This is a genomic window from Afipia sp. GW821-FHT04G03, from assembly GCF_059419985.1.
Genome location: NZ_JBWKSV010000004.1, coordinates 430,393 through 447,310, shown reverse-complemented (window position 1 = coordinate 447,310; position 16,918 = coordinate 430,393). Strand labels below are relative to the sequence as shown.

The window sequence follows — 16,918 nt, the reverse complement described above, 5'->3', positions numbered from 1 at the left end:
GACGCTTGATAGCGCGGGGCGGGATGCGGCGCCTGCGCGCGCGGGGAGGGACGTCCTCCTCCGCACTCGGGAGGCCTCGGGTCATCGTCCGGGCTCACTATGGGGCTCTGCCGTTCGCGGCTGGACGCGGACAGGATGAAGGCGGAGAAATCCCGCCGGATAAAGACGCACCGCGTCCGTCCTGTCCCGGAAGTACGATCCCGAGGACAGAAATCGCTGCGGCGGAGCGTCGAAAGGCGTTTCGCGGTTGGCCTCTCGTGGCGACACGATGCCGGCCGCGCACTCAACTCAAGGCGCGTCTTTCGGCGCTCCTCCCCCTCTCTTTTTTCGAGAGGCGGCCCACGGTTTGAAAACATCGGTGAACGGACATCCGCGCGTCGCGCGGGAAAGCGATGACGCGCGCGTGGTCCTTACACCATTGAAGGGAAAGGAAGCGCGCATGAAGCAGACGATGAAAGCGACGACGCGCAGGGCGCTGGACAGGATCGATGACGCGCTCGCGGACTATCTGAAGATATCCGGCGCAGCACCGGAAACACTGGCGTCGGAGGAGGGCATCGCGTTCACGATGCGCCTGGTGTCCGACGTGTCCGAAAACTGGCAGGACTGTCCCGTCAAGCGTTGCCGTCGCGCGCGGTGCTGTCAGGGACCCGACATGATCTGCCAGCTCGACGGCTTTCCGCGCCTCGATGCGCCGCCCGCCGAGATCGCGCGCGCCAATGCGCGCCTGAGGCGCGCCGCCGTGTGGCATCTCGAAGGGTTCGGGTTGCTGTGAGGACGGGCGGCATCGGCGCGAGTATCGCGGCGTGATGTTATGCGATCTTCAGGATCTCAAGCTCGTGCGCGCCAACGCGCACGGTGTCGCCGACGCTCCTGCCGTAAAGCGCGCGCGCCAGCGGGGCGACATGCGACAGCGTGCCTTTCGCCGGATCGGCTTCGTCCTCGCCGACAATGCGGTAGGTCTGTTCGGTGCCGTCGTCGCGCGCGAGCGTGACGGTGTGGCCGAAGCGGACCTGCGACGTGTCTTCGTTGGGCGCGACCACATGCGCGGTGGCGCGGCGCGCGTCCCAGTAGCGCATCTCGCGCAGTTCACGCGCGACGGTGTCGCGGTCGTCCGCCGCCAGCGCCTCGGCGTGGGCCTTCTGCGCGCGCGCGAACGCGGCCTCGATCAGCGCGAGGCCTTCGGCCGTCACGTCGTTCGGGTGTTCCGAGATCAGCCGTTCCGGCAGATCGATGACGCTGTCCGCGTCCTGTTCCTTTACAAAAGCTCTGCTCATGGGCTCCATATGGGGTGTGAGGGTGTTCTGACGAGATGTTGCGCCGGTTTGACGCAACTTGCGCCGGACGAATGCGTTCCTATGTGTGGCGTTCTGACTGGAAAGGCGGATATGACCGACGACAGCATCTTCGACCGCACCACGCGCCGCCCCGGTATGAGGCGTCCGCCGATCATCGATCAGGACGGCAACGAGGTGCGCCCGAATTTTGGTGGACGTTTCGGCGCGTCCGGCGCGGGCATCGACTTTCAGGGCCTCCAGGGTGCGCTCGCAGGCGGCCTTGGCGGCATTTCGTTCGGGCCGCTCACGCGCGAGCAGCGTTTCGCGCGGATCGATGCGCTGTCGAAACTGCTCGACGTCGCGTTCGTGCTGCCCGGCACCAATATCCGTTACGGCATCGACGGCCTGATCGGCCTTGTTCCGGTGGTCGGCGATCTTCTGACCACGGCGGTATCACTGTGGATCGTGCGCGAGGCGCGCGCGCTCGGCGCGCCGAAGCATGTGGTGGCGCGGATGCTGGGCAATGTCGCGCTGGACGGCGTTGTCGGTCTGGTGCCGTTCGCAGGCGACGCGTTCGACGTCGTGTTCCGCGCCAACGTGCGCAACATGCGCATCCTCAAGAAGTGGATGGACAAGCAGCCGCGTGCGTAACCGGCGGAGCTTGTCGCAGCTTGATCTTCACAACAGCGATGGGAGACGACGTGGAGAGAGCCGGGGAATCAGCGCAGGATTCAGCCCGCAGCGGTCTGCTTCTCGTCCTCGGGAGCCACGACCGGCTCGGGCCGGTTGCGCTCGAGCGGAAACGCTTCGCTCTCGTACAGCGTGCGGATGCCGCTCTGGTCGAAGCGGGCCTCGTCCACCTGGAGGTAGGCGCCGTTCAGGCTGTCGGCGGGAAGCTGCTCGATCGCGAATTGCACGGCCTCGGCTGCGGTCGGAAACCGGCGGTACGCAAAGCCCGCGCGCTTCTTCTTGCGGATCGCCGCAGGAAAGAGTTCGGCTTCGGTGTTGTAGTTGAACGCAGCCATGATTTCGGCCTTTTCGCTAAGAGATTCGACGGGAACGCACGAAGCTTGCGCAGAACCGCGCGGCCTCAAGTCATTCATTCCAGAACAGACTCTAATATAGGCCTTTTTTCGCCAATTGCGACCCGTCATAAGTGTCATGATGAATGACATGGGTCGCTGCGGCCGGGCCGAATAAGCGCTTGAATTTCAAGCCTCTAGCGGCTCCGGCGGCCGGCGCCTCCGCAATCGCGGATTTGCGTGGCCGCCGTGCCGTGGCGCAGGCGCCGATTTTGTCAGATTTTGCCGAGCAGAAGCAGAATGATCAGGATGACGAGAATGGTGCCGCCGATGCCCATTCCGCCGTGGCCGAGACCGTAACCGTAACCGCCGAAACGGCCGCTGAAGCCTCCCAGCAGAAAAATAATGAGAATAATGACGAGTATCAGTCCGAGCGACATGGTGCTTCTCCTCAGCCCGGCAGCGTGAGCGCTGCCGCCTTCGGCAAGACAAGCGCCTCGCGCCGCTTCGGTTCCGGATGAAGTCTTAAATGGAAGCCTACCTTGCCGAACCGATCATGCTTTCATCGCTGATCGGGATGATCTTGAGCGGTGTCGGATAGGACTCGATGTGGATCGCCGGATCGGCGGCGACGGTCACCTTGCGAACGGGCGCCTCTTCCAGTTCGCCGCCGCCGCCGCGGCGGGCGGCATATTGCCAGACCTGCAATGCGCCCGCGGCTTTCAGCGCCTTGCTCACCGCGTCGGGGGTTTTGGATTCCAGTTGCGCGAGTTCGGCCTTGGAAAGTCCGATGACGATTTCGTTTTGCGGGGTGACCACCTTGAACAGCATGACCTTGCTGACTGCGAAAGCGGGGTGGGAAACAATGGCCTCAACGAGAAGACCCGCAAGGCCGAGTGCCAGAACGGTCTGGCGCGACTTGGTGGACATCGTCACATTCCTGAAAAGGGAAGTTGTCTGGAGCGTTTCTTGTTGTTGGGCGCTCGAGCGCGAAGCGTGAAATAGTCACCGCGCGGCTTTTGGCAAGCCGCTCGGGACTCAATTTTCTTGCGAAATAGAGGCGAGTTTACTTGGGCAAAAGTTTCAATGCCGCGGAATTGATGCAGTAGCGCAATCCCGTCGGGCCGGGCCCGTCCGGAAACACGTGGCCGAGATGGCCGTTGCAGGTCGAGCAAAGAACTTCCGTACGCACCATGCCGTGCGACACGTCGCGCTCCTCGACAACGCCGCCGTCTGCGGCGGGCGCCGAGAAGGCCGGCCAGCCGCAGCCCGAATCGAACTTGGCGTCCGATTCGAACAACGCCTTCCCGCAACCGGCGCATACATAGGTGCCCGGATCGAAGGAGTGGTCGTACTCGCCGGTGAACGGCCGCTCGGTCGCCTTCTCGCGCAGCACGGCGTACTGCATCGGAGTAAGCTCCTTGCGCCACTCGCTCTCGGGCTTTTCAACCTTGCCGGAGCCGGGCTTGGTCTTGATGTCGCTCATCGTTGCTCCTCTTTAGGCGGTCACGGTCAGTTCGAGGCTTCACGCACGAGAACCGGCTTGTCGCGATAATTGTCCGCGAAAATCTTCTTCAGATTCTCGATCTTCGGCAAATCGTTGAACACTATATAGGGCTGGTTCGGATGAAGCGTCAGGTAGTCCTGATGATAATCTTCAGCCGGATAGAAGCCCTGCAACGGCTCGAGGGTGGTGGCGATCGTCTTCTTGTAGACCTTCGCGCCGTTGAGCTGCGCGATATAGCTTTCCACCACCTTGCGCTCCTGCGGATCTGACGTGAACACCGTGGAGCGGTACTGCGTGCCTGTGTCCGGTCCCTGACGGTTGATCTGGGTCGGATCGTGCACCACCGAGAAATAGATCTGCAGCAGCTTGCCGAGCGAAACCTGCTTCGGATCGTAGGTGATCTGCACGGCTTCGGCATGGCCCGTGGTGCCGTTGCCGATCATCTCGTATTTCGCGGTCGATGCTTTTCCGCCGGCGTAACCGGAAACCGCCTTGGTCACGCCTTTGGTGTGCTGATAGACGCCTTGCACGCCCCAGAAACAGCCGCCCGCGAGGACGAAGGTCTTGAGTCCTTCGGCGGGGGCGATGTCCGACGCCGGTGGCGGAATGATGAAGGCTTCCTCGGCGGCCCGGGACGGCATCGTAAACCAGCCCAGCGCCAGAATGCTGGCAGCGCCAAGGGCGAGGGCGGCCTGACGAAATTTGGTGTGTTGCATGAGATCCTCAGGAATCGTCGTGTATCGCCTGTGAGGTAGATACGTGGATAAGACCCCGCCGTTACGGGAAAATTCCACACAAAAACGTGAACCCGGAGCCTGATCTGGCGTGCGTCCCGGCGTGGAGGAACCTCGCAGATTGAGCCGCGTTGGACCTCCGCAGGAAGCATACCGCGCTCGAATTTTGTTGAGGATTTGCCGATGGCCGACATTGAGATCCGCAAGGGAATGCCGTCGGCCCAAATCTCGAAGGACGAGTTCGCCAAGCGCTATCGCGCTCGCTTTGCCGATCCCGCCTTCGATCCTCTGGAGCGGGAAATCTCCGTCATCGTCGACGCGGCATGGGACGGCTACGACAACTCCCGTAAATCGCCGCGCACCCGCAAGGCCGGTCCGGAATTCGCCGACCCTGACTACGATCTTTCGCTGGACTGGCTCGCTGCGCGCGATGCGATCCACGCCGCACAGCGCCGCCACGACGACCCCAATGAGACCCCGCGCATCCTGCTCATCAACGGTTCGTCGCGCAGCGAAAACACGTGTCCCGGCGAAATGTCGAAGACATGGCGTTTGCTGAAGCTCGCGCAGCCGGTGTTTGAGGAGCAGGGGCTTGCCGTGGACATTCTCGACCTGTCGCGGCTGACCTCCGAATTCGGCCGCACCATTCATCCCTGCAAGTCATGCGTCTCGACGGCGATGCCGCTGTGCCACTGGCCATGCAGTTGCTATCCGAACTATTCACTGGGGCAGACCGATGACTGGATGAACGAGATTTATCCGCTATGGGTCGCGGCGCACGGCATCATGATCATTACACCGGTAAACTGGTATCACGCGCCGACCGGGCTCAAGGCGATGATCGACCGGCTGGTTTGCGCCGACGGCGGCAATCCCGATCCGACGACGACGCACGGCAAGAAGCCGGCCGAGGCGAAGGCCATCGAGATGAAAGGCTGGAATTATCCCAGGCATTTCGACGGCCGCCATTTCGGGGTGGTGGTGCATGGCGACAGTGTCGGCGCGGAGACGCTGCGGCGGTCGTTGTGCGACTGGCTTACCGATATGTCGCTGGTGTCCGCGAGCCGCACCGCCGAACATGACGGTTATATCGGTTATCTGGAGCCTTACGCGACGTCGCATCAGGCGCTCGATGACAACGAGTATTTCCAGGAGGAAACCCGTAACGCCGCCCGCGCGCTGGCCAGTGCCGTCAAACTCGCCCGCGCGGGCAAATATCAGCGGCCGGATGACGATTTGCGCGAGCCCAATCCGAAGTGAACCTTTATTCCGCCGGTTGGGGATTTGCGGATTTCAGCGATACTTCAACATTCCTTTAGGTAACTCTTGCGCTCGTCAATATTTCAATGATAATTGAAATATGAAAAAGCCTGACATTCTTGCGGCGCTGGCCGCTCTCTCGCAGGAAAACCGGCTGGATGCCTATCGGCTGCTGGTTCAGGCAGGCCCCGAGGGAATGCCGGCGGGGGAGGTTGCTGCCGAACTCGGCCTGTCGCCGCCTGCGCTCACATTCCATCTGGACCGGCTGCGCGAAGCCGGCCTCGTGATCGTCCGCCGAGACGGCCGCTCGATGATCTACACCGCGCAGTTCGACATCATGAACGGCCTGATCGGATATCTCACCGAGAATTGCTGCGGCGATGCCGAGATTTGCACGCCCGCCGTGGCCTGCAAGCCGGTGCGCAAGCGCGCCAAGATGTCCGCTTGAAGGAGGCCACGCATGAAGCGTCTGCATGTCATTCACGCCGCATCGGCCTGCTGCTGATGTCGCGATACAACCTGCCGCGTCGTCTGGCCGCCGAAGCCCTTGGCACGGCGCTGCTGGTGGCGACCGTTGTCGGTTCCGGAATCATGGCCGAGAGCATGACGAAGGACGCGGCGTTGGCGCTGCTCGGCAACACGCTGCCGACCGGCGCAATTCTTGTCGTGCTGATCACAATTCTCGGGCCTGTCTCAGGCGCGCATTTCAATCCGGCGGTGTCGCTGGTGTTCGCGATCAAGCGGGACCTGCCCGCGCGGGACGCCTTGCTCTACATCGCGGCGCAGATCGCCGGCGGTGTTCTCGGCACCATCATGGCGCATCTGATGTTCGCGCTGCCGCTGCTCGATGCCTCGTTGAAAGTGCGCACGGGCGGCGCGCAATGGTTCGCGGAATTCGTTGCCGCGTTCGGCCTGATCGCCACCATTCTCGGCGGCCTGCGGTTCCGGCAAGACGCCGTTCCGTGGCTGGTCGGCCTTTACATCACGGCGGCTTACTGGTTCACCGCGTCCACCTCGTTCGCCAATCCGGCGGTGGCGATCGCGCGCTCGCTGACCAACACATTTTCCGGCATAAGGCCGCTGGATCTTCCGGGCTTTATTGTTGCGGAAATTTGCGGCGCCATCGCCGGACTTGTCCTGATGAACTGGCTGCTGCGCCCGCAACACAATCTCCAAACGGAAACCTGACCATGAGCGTGACCATCTATCACAACCCGCAATGCGGCACCTCGCGCAACACGCTGGCGATGATCCGGCAAAGCGGCGTCGAACCCGCTGTCGTCGAATACCTGAAAACCCCGCCGTCGCGCGAGCGCATCAGGGAGCTTGTCGCCGCGATGGGTATTTCCGTCCGTGCGCTGCTGCGCGAAAAAGGCACGCCCTATGCCGAGCTGGGGCTGGCCGATCCGAAGCTCTCCGACGACGCCTTGATCGACGCCATGCTCGCACATCCGATCCTGATCAATCGCCCGATTGTGGTCACGCCCAAGGGCGTGAAGCTGTGCCGGCCTTCCGAAGCGGTGCTGGAGATCTTGCCGAATCCGCATATCGGCCGCTTCGTCAAGGAAGACGGCGAGGTGATCGACGCGGTGTGATCGACCGTCACGCCGCAATCGCCCGTCTGGCCCTGAACTTCTTCCGGCCCACCGCGTTAATCCCTGCATGCGCCGGGTGACAACCGGCCGCAATGGGGATGATGGACGCAGCTGATTTTGCCGGTTTCTGGCTGCGGCACCAACGCATCGGTACGCGTTTTGTCTAACCCGTTCCCGGCGTATGCGCTGATCTCCCGATTCGATTTTCAAACAGCCGCGCGGAACTAGCTTCTTCTTGCGCGCGAAAAAGTCATGCGCCTGCGTTCCCGCGCAAAAAAGCGCGAGGTGGGCTTTTGGTTCGCCCTCGATCATCTCGAGGGGAGATGGAGCGCCGCCAGGCGCAACATGGTTGTCGTCGCTCTCCGGTTTGCCGCTTGCGACGGCGGCTCCCCGGACAGCGCATCGCCTTGCGGCGCTCCACCAACGCTGCGCGTGAACGCGGGCCGGAGCCGCGCGCGATACGCAACGCGCGGACCTCGCCACAGCAAGCTGCGGCAACATCCGCTGCGGCGTCTTTGGGCGTCGGGACCGTACTTCCGGGGCAGGACGGGCGCGGTGCGCCTTGATCCGGCGGGATTTCCCCGCCTTCATCCTGTCCGCGTCCAGCCGCGAACGGCAGAGCTCCGTAGTGAGCCCGGACGGTGACCCTCAGCCTCCGGGAACGTGGCTGCGAACCACGCGCGCGGGCGCCGCGCTTCATTCCACTCCAGTAACGCCTCTAGAAGCGCCCCTCATGAATGAAGCGATGGGAATATAAACCTATATGAGGGAGCCGTCAATAGCATTCTTAGGCGAAATCGGTTACTCGTTTGCGTAGTTGGAATGGGGGACTAAGCGATGGATAGGATTACATCGGCGCTGCTCGCCGAATTTTGCAAGAGTTTCGATCTTGATAAGCAAAAGGAAGATGCGCAATTCGAGAATTTTGCAACCTATCTAACTGTGCGTAAGCACTACAGTGAGACGGCATTCGATCCAAGTGATCTTGTCATGGGTTCAGGAGGTGACACCGGAATCGATGGCTTGGCAATCATTGTGAACAACAACCTCGTTACTGATGTCGATGAGGTTGAAGAGTTGGCAAAGTTAAACGGCTATCTCGAAGTTGCGTTTGTGTTTGTTCAAGCTGAGCGAACTGCGGGCTTTGACACGGCAAAGATTGGACAATTTGGTTTCGGCGTCCGCGACTTTTTTGGCAAGGGCAGCTTGCCGCGGAATGATGCTGTAAAAAATGCTGCGGAGGTAATGACCGCGATATTTCAACACAGCGGCAAGTTTTCGAAGGGAAACCCTGCCTGCTATCTTTACTATGTCACGACGGGACGCTGGCAGGACGATGCAAATTTAACAACTCGGTATAAGGCCGAGGTCTCGGATATTCAGGCGACAGGTAATTTCAGCAGGGTCGAATTCTTCCCAATCGGAGCCGATCAAATTCAAAAATTGTATAATGAAAGTAAGAACGCAATAACGCGAGAGTTTGTGTTTGAACAGAGGACCGTGATCCCCGATATCGCAAATGTTAAAGAAGCTCATCTGGGATACATGGGCGCGCCGGAATTCTTAAAATTGGTATGCGATGACGAGGGGAAGATTATCGAAAGCCTTTTTTACGAGAACGTAAGAGGTTTTCACGGTTACAATTTCATTAATGACCAAATCCGCAAGACGCTTGAATCGGGCGAGAGTGATAGATTTGTTCTTATGAACAACGGAGTCACTATTATCGCGAAGTCGCTACATTTGACGGGGCATAAGTTTACGATGAGCGATTTTCAAATCGTGAATGGATGTCAGACAAGTCACGTGCTGTACGACAATAGGGAGCTTTTGAAGGCTGCGGTTCGTATTCCACTCAGGATAATATCAACTCAAGACGAGGCGGTTACAGAGTCGATTATAACAGCGACGAATAGTCAGACTGAAGTGAAGCATGACCAGTTTTTTGCGTTGAGAGATTTTGCGAAAAAACTCGAAGCATTCTTTTCAACGTTCAGCGGTGATAAGGCCGTTTATTATGAGCGGCGTGCTCATCAGTATGATAGTCAGCCTGTGGAGAAAACAAGGATCATCGCCCATCAAAATCTGGTTCGCGCCGTCGGTGCGATGTTTCTTGAGGAGCCCCACAGAACTACAAAGAACTATCAATCGCTAAGTGCGAAGGTGGGGAAGGAGATGTTCTGTCCTACTGATCGGATGGAGCCGTACTATTTGGCTGCGTATAGCCTTTATCGCCTAGAGTATCTGTTTCGAAGTAAGAAGATTGAAGCAGCCTTAAAGCCTGCTCGGTTTCATATTTTGCTAGCTGCAAGATTGTTGATGGATCCAGACCATCTTCCTGCGATGAATTCCCACGACATGCAGAAGCGATGCATCGCAATGATGAATCGCTTTTGGAGCGATTGGGATGCGATACTTGTTGCAGCTGCCGAGGAAGTTAGGAAAGTGGCCAAAGGGAATTTTGACCGAGATTACATCCGCACTGAACCAGTTACGGAGGCAATATTAGAGGCGTTTGGGCACAAGAAGCCAAGTCCCAAAATCGTCGTCTCTAAAGGGCCCAATGAATCAAAGTCGTAGTAATTTGTTCTCGGCTTAGCCGCAGAAAAGCGTTCTCAACGAGCGCTTTTCTGCGAGTCTCTTTCCCTCAAACATACTTCTTCATCTCGACCAGCAAATCGCTGCGCAGGTCCTCGCGGTCCATCGCGTAGGCGATGTTCGCGGCCAAGAATCCCGACTTCGAGCCGCAGTCGTAGCTCTTGCCCTTGAACTTGAATCCATAAAACGGCTGTGACTTGGCGAGCCCGAGCATCGCGTCGGTGAGCTGGATTTCGCCGCCCGCGCCGCGCTCCTGCGTCTCCAGCACGTTGAAGATTTCCGGCTGCAAAATATAACGCCCGGTGATCGAGAGGTTCGAGGGCGCGGCTTCCTTCTTCGGCTTCTCGACCATGCCGTTGAGTTCGAACAGGTCGCCCTTGCTCTTGCCGACGCCGACCACGCCGTACATGTGGACCTGATCCATCGGCACTTCTTCCACCGCGATGATGTTGGCCTTGTCGGCGCCCGCGGCGTTGGCGGCGTCGATCATCTGCTTCAGACCGCTGGGTTTGTTTTTCACCAGCACGTCCGGCAGAAGCACCGCGAACGGCTCGTTGCCGATGATGTCGCGCGCGCACCACACCGCATGGCCGAGGCCGAGCGGGGCCTGCTGCCGCGTGAACGAGGTCGCGCCGGCTTCCGGCTGGTCGCGCTCCAGGATGTCCATTTCCTTGAGCTTGTTGCGTTCGCGCAGCGTGTCCTCGAGTTCATAGGGCCGGTCGAAATGGTCCTCGATCACGCCCTTGTTGCGCCCGGTGACGAACACGAGATGCTCGATGCCGGCTTCCAGCGCCTCGTCCACCACATGCTGGATCAGCGGGCGGTCGACCACGGTCAGCATTTCCTTCGGCATGGCCTTGGTGGCGGGGAGAAAACGGGTGCCGAGACCGGCGACCGGGAACACAGCTTTGCGGATTTTCATGAGGCTCTTCTGGCAGGGTGAGAGGAGGGCAACAGGTCGTAACAGGTTTTGGCGGGCGAAAAAACGGCAAGGCCGCGGCGAGTTCCGTAAAGGTTAGCGGATGAACGGAGAATGAGCGCTGCCACTTAACCCGCAAGCGAGGAGCCCTGCGGCCATTTCGCTGCCGGAAAATGTGGTTTTGTTAATCGGGTGGAAACCCTGTCCGGGCCTCCTGTATCCGGGATAGTCTTGAGCGGGTGTGGAGTAAAATGACACGGATCGGGCGTGAAGAAAGCGCGTGGCGCATGGCGACGGGCGCAGTCCTGACGGTGAGCGTGATCGCAGGTGCTGCGATGATGATGGCCGGACCGGCTCATGGCCAGACCGCGTCGGGGCGCGGCGCTTTGACCCAGCGCGGTGACATCACCGGCTCGATCCAGCAGCAGCCGCAGGCTCCGCGCCAGATCCAGCCGGCGCCGCGCCGCATGGCGCAGGCTACGCCGCCCAAGGAATGGAGCGGCGAGGACGGCGCGTCCGGTCATCCCTTAATGACGGCGGACGCCATCCGCCGCTCGGCCGCGAATTTCGACCGCTGCGTCGCCGGTTTCTGGCCTGAGGCTCATCGGCGCGGCGTCTCCGAAGCAAGCTTCCGCCGCTTCACCGCCGATCTGTCGCCGGACCTGCGCATCATGGACCTGATGGATTCGCAGCCCGAATTCACCAAGGCGGTGTGGGATTATCTGGACATTCTGGTCACCGACGCGCGGATCGCGAAGGGCCGCGAGGTGCTCGCGAAAAACGCCGCGACGTTTGCTGCGGTCGAGAAAGCCTACGGCGTCGACCGCTACATCATCGCGGCGATCTGGGGCATCGAGTCGAACTACGGCACGCAGGGCGGCGAGCGCAGCGTGCTGAATTCGACCGCGACGCTGGCCTGCATCGGCCGCCGTCAGGGTTACTTCAAGGACGAGTTTCTGGCGGCACTGGAAATCCTGCATCACGGCGATCTGACGCCGCAGCAGATGCGCGGCTCGTGGGCCGGCGCATTCGGCGCGACGCAGTTCATGCCGACCGCGTTCAAGCGGTTCGCGGTGGATTTCGACCGCGACGGCAAGCGCAACACCGTTGACGATGTGCCGGACATCATCGCATCCACGGCGGCGAAGTTCAAAAAGGACAACTGGCAGCCGGGACAGACCTGGGGCTACGAGGTCGAGGTGCCGCAGGGCTTCAACTATCTCCACGCCGACCGCGCGAAGACCTACACCATCGCGCAGTGGGAGCATCTCGGCGTCAAGCGCGCGGGCGGCAAGCCATTCCCGCGTCACACCGACAAGGCGTTTCTGCTGGCGCCCGCAGGCGCCGACGGACCGGGATTCCTGATGCTCGGAAATTTCCGCGCGATCATGCGCTACAATCCGTCGGAGGCTTACGCGCTCGCCATCGGTCATTTCGCGGACCGGCTGCGCGGCGGCGCGCCGTTCGTGCAGGAATGGCCGCGACAGGAGCGGGTGCTGTCCCGCGCCGAGCGCCTCGAATTGCAGGACCTGCTCGCCCGGCGCGGCTTCTATAAAGGCGAGCCCGACGGCAATCTCGGCGGCGAGACCCGCAAGGCGCTGCGCAGCTTCCAGGCCTCGATCGGCGCGCCCGCCGACGGTTTCGCCTCCTCCGGCGTACTGGACCGGCTGCGCAGGCGATAATCGGCTGTTGGGGCCGGGTTCCGGCCCTTGACGCAGGCAGGCGCGGCCTGTTTATGGCGCTTGATCTGCCCACTTCGGGCCTGAATCTGCTATTATTTTGACGCTACGCTTTTTCACGCCTGTGAGACGCATGTCAAAACGGCCCTCATTTTTCCGTCTGTTTACCGAACGCGGATCGCTGACTGTTCTCGCGGTCGCGGGCGCCATGCTGTTCGGCATCGTCGCACCGGCCTCGGCGCAATTCTTCGATTTCGGATTCGGACGGCGTCCGGCGCCACCCCCGCCGCGCGGCGGTGGTGGCGGATTCTTCGCGCCGTTCGGCGGAGGCGGAGGTGGTTTTTTTCAGGACCAGCAGCCCGCGCCGCGGGTTGATTATTCGCGCGCGCCAGCGCCGGCCAAGCGGGAAAATCCGGCGGAACGCAACGTGCTCGTGCTGGGCGACGCGATGGCCGACTGGCTGGCTTACGGCCTCGAGGACGCACTGTCGGAAACGCCCGAACTCGGCGTCATCCGCAAGCACAAGACGGTCTCCGGTCTTTTGAAGTATCAGCCCAAGGGCGAGCCGTCCGACTGGATCGCGGCGGCGAAGGGCATTCTTGCCACGGAGAAGCCGGACGCCATCGTGGTGATGCTCGGTCTCCACGACCGCGTTCCCATTCGCGAACCCGCCGCCGAAAAGAAGGCCGACGCCAAGCCGGGCGAAAAACCCGGCGACAAGGCGAAGGGGGCGGCTGCGGCCGCGAAGAAAGGTGCCGCCGCCAAGCCGAATGAACCCGATGCTGCCGCGAAGCCCGCCGAGAAGCTCGCGGGCGACGACGCCGAGAACAAGACCGCCGACAAGAAGCCCGGCGAAGCCGAGGTTGCTCCGGACGAGGATGACGATCAGCCGCAGATCGCTGCGCCCGAGAAGGCCCGCTCAGCCGGCGGCGTCTATGATTTCCGCGAGGAGCGCTGGGTCGAACTCTATGCGAAGAAGATCGAGGAGTTCATCGCGGTCCTGAAGTCGAAGGGCGTGCCGGTGCTGTGGGTCGGATTGCCCGCGGTGCGCGGCCCCAAGGCCACATCGGACATGCTGTTCCTCGACGCGCTCTATCGCGACGGGGCTGGCAAGGCCGGCATCACCTACGTCGATGTCTGGGACGGCTTCGTCGATGACGCCGGACGTTTCGCGCAGCAAGGTCCGGACTTCGAAGGCCAGACCCGCCGCTTGCGGTCCAACGACGGCGTCTATTTCACCAAGGCCGGCGCGCGCAAGCTCGCTCATTACACCGAGCGTGAAATCCGCCGGGTCCTCGCGTCGCGCTCCGATATGGTGGCGCTGCCGAGCGAATCCTTCGCGCCCGATTCCAACATCCGTCCGGGCGAAGCCGGTCCGCGTCCGCTGATGGGTCCGGTGATGCCGTTGGTCGCCTCGTCTGTCGGCACTGATGAATTGCTCGGCGGCGTTGGCACCCGGCCGGCTTCGGTCGATGCGCTCGCGGCGCGCACGCTGGTGAAAGGCGAACCGCTTGCACCGCCCGCCGGCCGCGCTGATGATTTCTCCTGGCCGCGCCGCGAAGTCGGTGCGCTCACGGCGCCCGCTGGCGATCCCGCCGTCGCCGCAGCTCCTGCTGACGGCGCTGCCGCGCCGAAACCGAAACCGAAGAAGCCGCCGCAGACCGTGCATGGACTGTCTGGCGAGCCGCAAGCCCAGGCCGCACCCGCGCGTTCGCGAACCGCGGGGCGGGACCTGCGGCCTCCGGCCAACGTGGGGCCAACCTTCTTCGCGCCCCGTGGCTGGTTCTCAGGCTGGTAGTGCGTTTCGCTCCGCTGCCTCTGTTGGTTCCGCAGCGTTGATGTCGCACAAGTTCCGACGCGATGGACGAGTTCCTCACACTGAGTCCGGAACACTCGCTGTCCGTGACCGTTGATCATCCTCTGAATTCACGATGGAGGATGATATGAAAATTCGTATGGCAATGGCAGTTGCAGCAATCGCACTGACGCCGGGCATTGCGCTGGCGCAGAGCGCAACGGTGGAAGGCGCGCGCGATGGCGCGGCCGCGGGCAACGCCATCGGCGGGCCGGTCGGCGGCGCAGTCGGCGGAACCGTGGGCGCTGCGGTCGGTACCGCGGTCGATATTCCGGCGGCGGTAATCTCGTCGGTGACCGGGTTGCCGGGGCCGTCGGTGGTGGTGAAGGAGCGCGTCGTGGTCGGCGAACCGCTGCCTGAATATGTCGAACTGCGCCCGGTCCCGAGCCACACCGAATATCGCTACGCAATCGTCAACGATCGGCGCGTCATCGTCGAGCCGCGCACCCGCCGTGTCATTCGCGTGATCGAGTAGTGCTCGCGTCATCGCGTAAACACGGTGTCTGAGCAGCAGCACCGGATGATGCGAACGGAAAGGCCCCGTCGCGGACGGGGCTTTTCTGTGATCAGACTGAGCGCGGTCCGAACAGAATCACGGCGGCGCCAATCAGACACAGCGCGGCACCTGCCATGTCCCATCGGTCGGGCCGCACGCCTTCCATGGCCCACAGCCATGCCAGCGACGCGATAATATAAACGCCGCCATAGGCGGCATAGGTGCGCCCGGCGGCATCGCTCGGCACCAGTGTCAGAAAGTAAGCGAATAGAATGAGGGAGGCGGTGCCCGGAAGAATCCACCAGATGGATTTGCCGAGTCGCAGCCACGCCCAGAAAGCAAAACAGCCCCCGATTTCGGCGAGGGCTGCTGCAACATAGACGGCAAAGGTCATCTGCGGTTAACGGGGCAGGGTGGTCGCGCCCATCAGATGCTGATCGATGGCGGCGGCGCACTGGCGGCCTTCGCGGATCGCCCAGACAACGAGGGACTGTCCGCGGCGCATGTCGCCGGACGAGAACACCTTCGCGACCGAGGTCTGATAGTTGTTGGTCGAGGCGCGCACGTTGCCGCGCGGGTCGAGTTCGACGCCGAGTTTCTTCAGCAGGCCCTCGTGCACCGGATGCACAAAGCCCATCGCCAGCAGCACCAGTTCGGCCTTCAGCTCGAACTCGCTGCCCGGCACCGGCTGGAACTTGTCGTCGACATGGACACAGTGAAGCTTGGCGACCTTGCCGTCGTGACCGGAGAACTTCTGCGTCAGCACGGCGTATTCGCGGATCGCGCCTTCGGCCTGGCTCGATGACGTGCGCATCTTGAGTGGCCAGTTCGGCCAGGTCAGCGCCTTGTTCTCGTGCTCAGGCGGGGCCGGCATGATTTCAAGCTGCGTCACGGATTTCGCACCCTGGCGTATCGACGTGCCGATGCAGTCGGAGCCGGTGTCGCCGCCGCCGATCACCACCACGTCCTTGCCGCCGGCGAGAATGTTACGGACGTCGCCGAGCGGCTCGTTGCTGACGCGGCGGTTCTGCTGCGGCAGGAAATCCATCGCGAAGTGAATGCCGTCGAGATCGCGCCCGGGAATCGGCAGATCGCGCGACGCTTCCGCGCCGCCGGTCAGCGCGACCGCGTCGTAGATCTTCAGCAGATCCTTCGGCTCGACAGCGCCGGCGTAGTCGCCGCCGACCGGCGTGTTGTAGTGGAAGGTCACGCCTTCGGCTTCCATCTGCGCTACGCGGCGGTCGATGATGCCCTTTTCCATCTTGAAGTCGGGAATGCCGTAACGAAGCAGTCCGCCGGCCTTGGCGAACTTCTCGAACACATGAACGTCATGGCCGGCGCGCGCGAGTTGCTGCGCGCAAGCGAGGCCCGCGGGGCCGGAGCCGACCACGGCGACTTTCTTGCCGGTCTTCGTTGCTGCGACTTCCGGCTTGAGCCAGCCGTTGTCCCATGCGCGGTCGACGATGGCGCATTCGATGGTCTTGATGGTGACGGGGTTGTCGTCGATGTTCAGCGTGCAGGAGGCTTCGCACGGCGCCGGACAAATGCGGCCGGTGAACTCGGGGAAGTTGTTGGTCGAGTGCAGGTTGCGCGAGGCTTCTTCCCAGTTGCCGTTGTAGACGAGGTCGTTGAAGTCCGGGATCTGGTTGTTGACCGGGCAGCCGGGCGTGCCGGGCTGAACCGAGCCGGTGCCGTGGCAATAGGGAATGCCGCAATTCATGCAGCGCGCGGCCTGGTCGCGCGTGTCTTTCTCCGACAGCGGAATGACGAATTCCTTGAAATCCTTCACGCGTTCGGCGACCGGCGCATACTTGCGGTCGTGACGCTCGATCTCGAGAAAACCTGTAGCCTTACCCATGGTGACCCTGACGCCCCTTAAAAGTTTCGTTGTCATTGCGAGGAGCGTAGCGACGAAGCAATCCAGCTTTTTGCTTCAAGAGTGGATTGCTTCGCTGCGCTCGCAATGACGTGAAATT

At 61.8% G+C, this 16,918-nt stretch carries 19 protein-coding genes; 10 read left to right on the top strand and 9 right to left on the bottom strand.

Going from position 1 to position 16,918, the window contains the following annotated elements; genetic code table 11:
- Nucleotides 1–439 precede the first annotated feature (439 nt).
- The gene (locus tag AC07UB_RS20255) at nt 440–775 is read left to right on the top strand and encodes a hypothetical protein (RefSeq protein ID WP_494653851.1); all 336 of its coding nucleotides are present in this window, start codon (nt 440–442) and stop codon (nt 773–775) included.
- Nucleotides 776–812: 37 nt separating this feature from the next.
- Here the strand turns inward: AC07UB_RS20255 and greA are convergent, their stop codons facing one another.
- On the bottom strand, nt 813–1,277 hold the full coding sequence (gene greA / locus AC07UB_RS20250; RefSeq protein WP_494653853.1) for a transcription elongation factor GreA: 465 nt from the start codon (nt 1,275–1,277) through the stop codon (nt 813–815).
- A gap of 111 nt (nt 1,278–1,388) precedes the next feature.
- Between greA and AC07UB_RS20245 the strand changes: the two genes are divergently transcribed.
- Nucleotides 1,389–1,928: a DUF4112 domain-containing protein gene (locus tag AC07UB_RS20245; protein WP_492791999.1), complete on the top strand. Its 540-nt coding sequence runs from the start codon at nt 1,389–1,391 to the stop codon at nt 1,926–1,928.
- 80 nt (nt 1,929–2,008) lie between these two features.
- On the opposite strand, the gene AC07UB_RS20240 is transcribed toward AC07UB_RS20245, so the two are convergent.
- The 5 genes from AC07UB_RS20240 to msrA form a co-directional block, all read right to left on the bottom strand.
- The gene (locus AC07UB_RS20240) at nt 2,009–2,302 is read right to left on the bottom strand and encodes a hypothetical protein (RefSeq protein WP_492792000.1); all 294 of its coding nucleotides are present in this window, start codon (nt 2,300–2,302) and stop codon (nt 2,009–2,011) included.
- Nucleotides 2,303–2,574: 272 nt separating this feature from the next.
- Nucleotides 2,575–2,739, bottom strand: a complete 165-nt coding sequence (locus AC07UB_RS20235) for a DUF3309 family protein (protein ID WP_492792001.1) — start codon at nt 2,737–2,739, stop codon at nt 2,575–2,577.
- Between the two features lie 97 nt (nt 2,740–2,836).
- On the bottom strand, nt 2,837–3,229 hold the full coding sequence (locus AC07UB_RS20230; protein ID WP_492792002.1) for a hypothetical protein: 393 nt from the start codon (nt 3,227–3,229) through the stop codon (nt 2,837–2,839).
- Between the two features lie 136 nt (nt 3,230–3,365).
- Complete coding sequence (gene msrB / locus AC07UB_RS20225) at nt 3,366–3,785, bottom strand: peptide-methionine (R)-S-oxide reductase MsrB (RefSeq protein WP_492792003.1); 420 nt, start codon at nt 3,783–3,785, stop codon at nt 3,366–3,368.
- A 26-nt stretch (nt 3,786–3,811) separates the two neighbouring features.
- The gene (gene msrA, locus AC07UB_RS20220; protein WP_492792004.1) at nt 3,812–4,522 is read right to left on the bottom strand and encodes a peptide-methionine (S)-S-oxide reductase MsrA; all 711 of its coding nucleotides are present in this window, start codon (nt 4,520–4,522) and stop codon (nt 3,812–3,814) included.
- 201 nt (nt 4,523–4,723) lie between these two features.
- Here msrA and AC07UB_RS20215 point away from each other — a divergent pair, with 201 nt between their 5' ends.
- From AC07UB_RS20215 to AC07UB_RS20195, 5 genes are all read left to right on the top strand, one after another.
- Nucleotides 4,724–5,800, top strand: coding sequence for a flavodoxin family protein (locus tag AC07UB_RS20215; protein WP_494653857.1), 1,077 nt, complete (start codon nt 4,724–4,726; stop codon nt 5,798–5,800).
- Nucleotides 5,801–5,900: 100 nt separating this feature from the next.
- Nucleotides 5,901–6,248: an ArsR/SmtB family transcription factor gene (locus AC07UB_RS20210; protein WP_494653858.1), complete on the top strand. Its 348-nt coding sequence runs from the start codon at nt 5,901–5,903 to the stop codon at nt 6,246–6,248.
- Nucleotides 6,249–6,304: 56 nt separating this feature from the next.
- Nucleotides 6,305–6,988 (top strand): aquaporin, encoded by a 684-nt coding sequence (locus AC07UB_RS20205; protein ID WP_494654199.1) that lies wholly within the window; start codon nt 6,305–6,307, stop codon nt 6,986–6,988.
- A 2-nt stretch (nt 6,989–6,990) separates the two neighbouring features.
- Entirely contained in the window at nt 6,991–7,395 is a 405-nt protein-coding gene (arsC, locus tag AC07UB_RS20200) for an arsenate reductase (glutaredoxin) (RefSeq protein WP_494653860.1), read from the top strand.
- An 837-nt stretch (nt 7,396–8,232) separates the two neighbouring features.
- The gene (locus tag AC07UB_RS20195; RefSeq protein WP_494653862.1) at nt 8,233–9,975 is read left to right on the top strand and encodes an AIPR family protein; all 1,743 of its coding nucleotides are present in this window, start codon (nt 8,233–8,235) and stop codon (nt 9,973–9,975) included.
- Between the two features lie 67 nt (nt 9,976–10,042).
- Here the strand turns inward: AC07UB_RS20195 and galU are convergent, their stop codons facing one another.
- The gene (galU, locus tag AC07UB_RS20190; protein WP_494653864.1) at nt 10,043–10,915 is read right to left on the bottom strand and encodes a UTP--glucose-1-phosphate uridylyltransferase GalU; all 873 of its coding nucleotides are present in this window, start codon (nt 10,913–10,915) and stop codon (nt 10,043–10,045) included.
- A gap of 248 nt (nt 10,916–11,163) precedes the next feature.
- Between galU and AC07UB_RS20185 the strand changes: the two genes are divergently transcribed.
- The 3 genes from AC07UB_RS20185 (at nt 11,164) to AC07UB_RS20175 (ending at nt 14,921) form a co-directional block, all read left to right on the top strand.
- On the top strand, nt 11,164–12,594 hold the full coding sequence (locus tag AC07UB_RS20185; RefSeq protein WP_494653866.1) for a lytic murein transglycosylase: 1,431 nt from the start codon (nt 11,164–11,166) through the stop codon (nt 12,592–12,594).
- A 130-nt stretch (nt 12,595–12,724) separates the two neighbouring features.
- Nucleotides 12,725–14,389, top strand: a complete 1,665-nt coding sequence (locus tag AC07UB_RS20180) for an SGNH/GDSL hydrolase family protein (protein ID WP_494653868.1) — start codon at nt 12,725–12,727, stop codon at nt 14,387–14,389.
- A gap of 145 nt (nt 14,390–14,534) precedes the next feature.
- Nucleotides 14,535–14,921: a DUF1236 domain-containing protein gene (locus AC07UB_RS20175; RefSeq protein ID WP_492792014.1), complete on the top strand. Its 387-nt coding sequence runs from the start codon at nt 14,535–14,537 to the stop codon at nt 14,919–14,921.
- 91 nt (nt 14,922–15,012) lie between these two features.
- On the opposite strand, the gene AC07UB_RS20170 is transcribed toward AC07UB_RS20175, so the two are convergent.
- Both AC07UB_RS20170 and AC07UB_RS20165 read right to left on the bottom strand, forming a co-directional pair.
- Complete coding sequence (locus tag AC07UB_RS20170) at nt 15,013–15,336, bottom strand: YnfA family protein (protein ID WP_492792015.1); 324 nt, start codon at nt 15,334–15,336, stop codon at nt 15,013–15,015.
- 6 nt (nt 15,337–15,342) lie between these two features.
- Entirely contained in the window at nt 15,343–16,800 is a 1,458-nt protein-coding gene (locus AC07UB_RS20165; protein WP_492792016.1) for a glutamate synthase subunit beta, read from the bottom strand.
- Between the last annotated feature and the right edge of the window lie 118 nt (nt 16,801–16,918).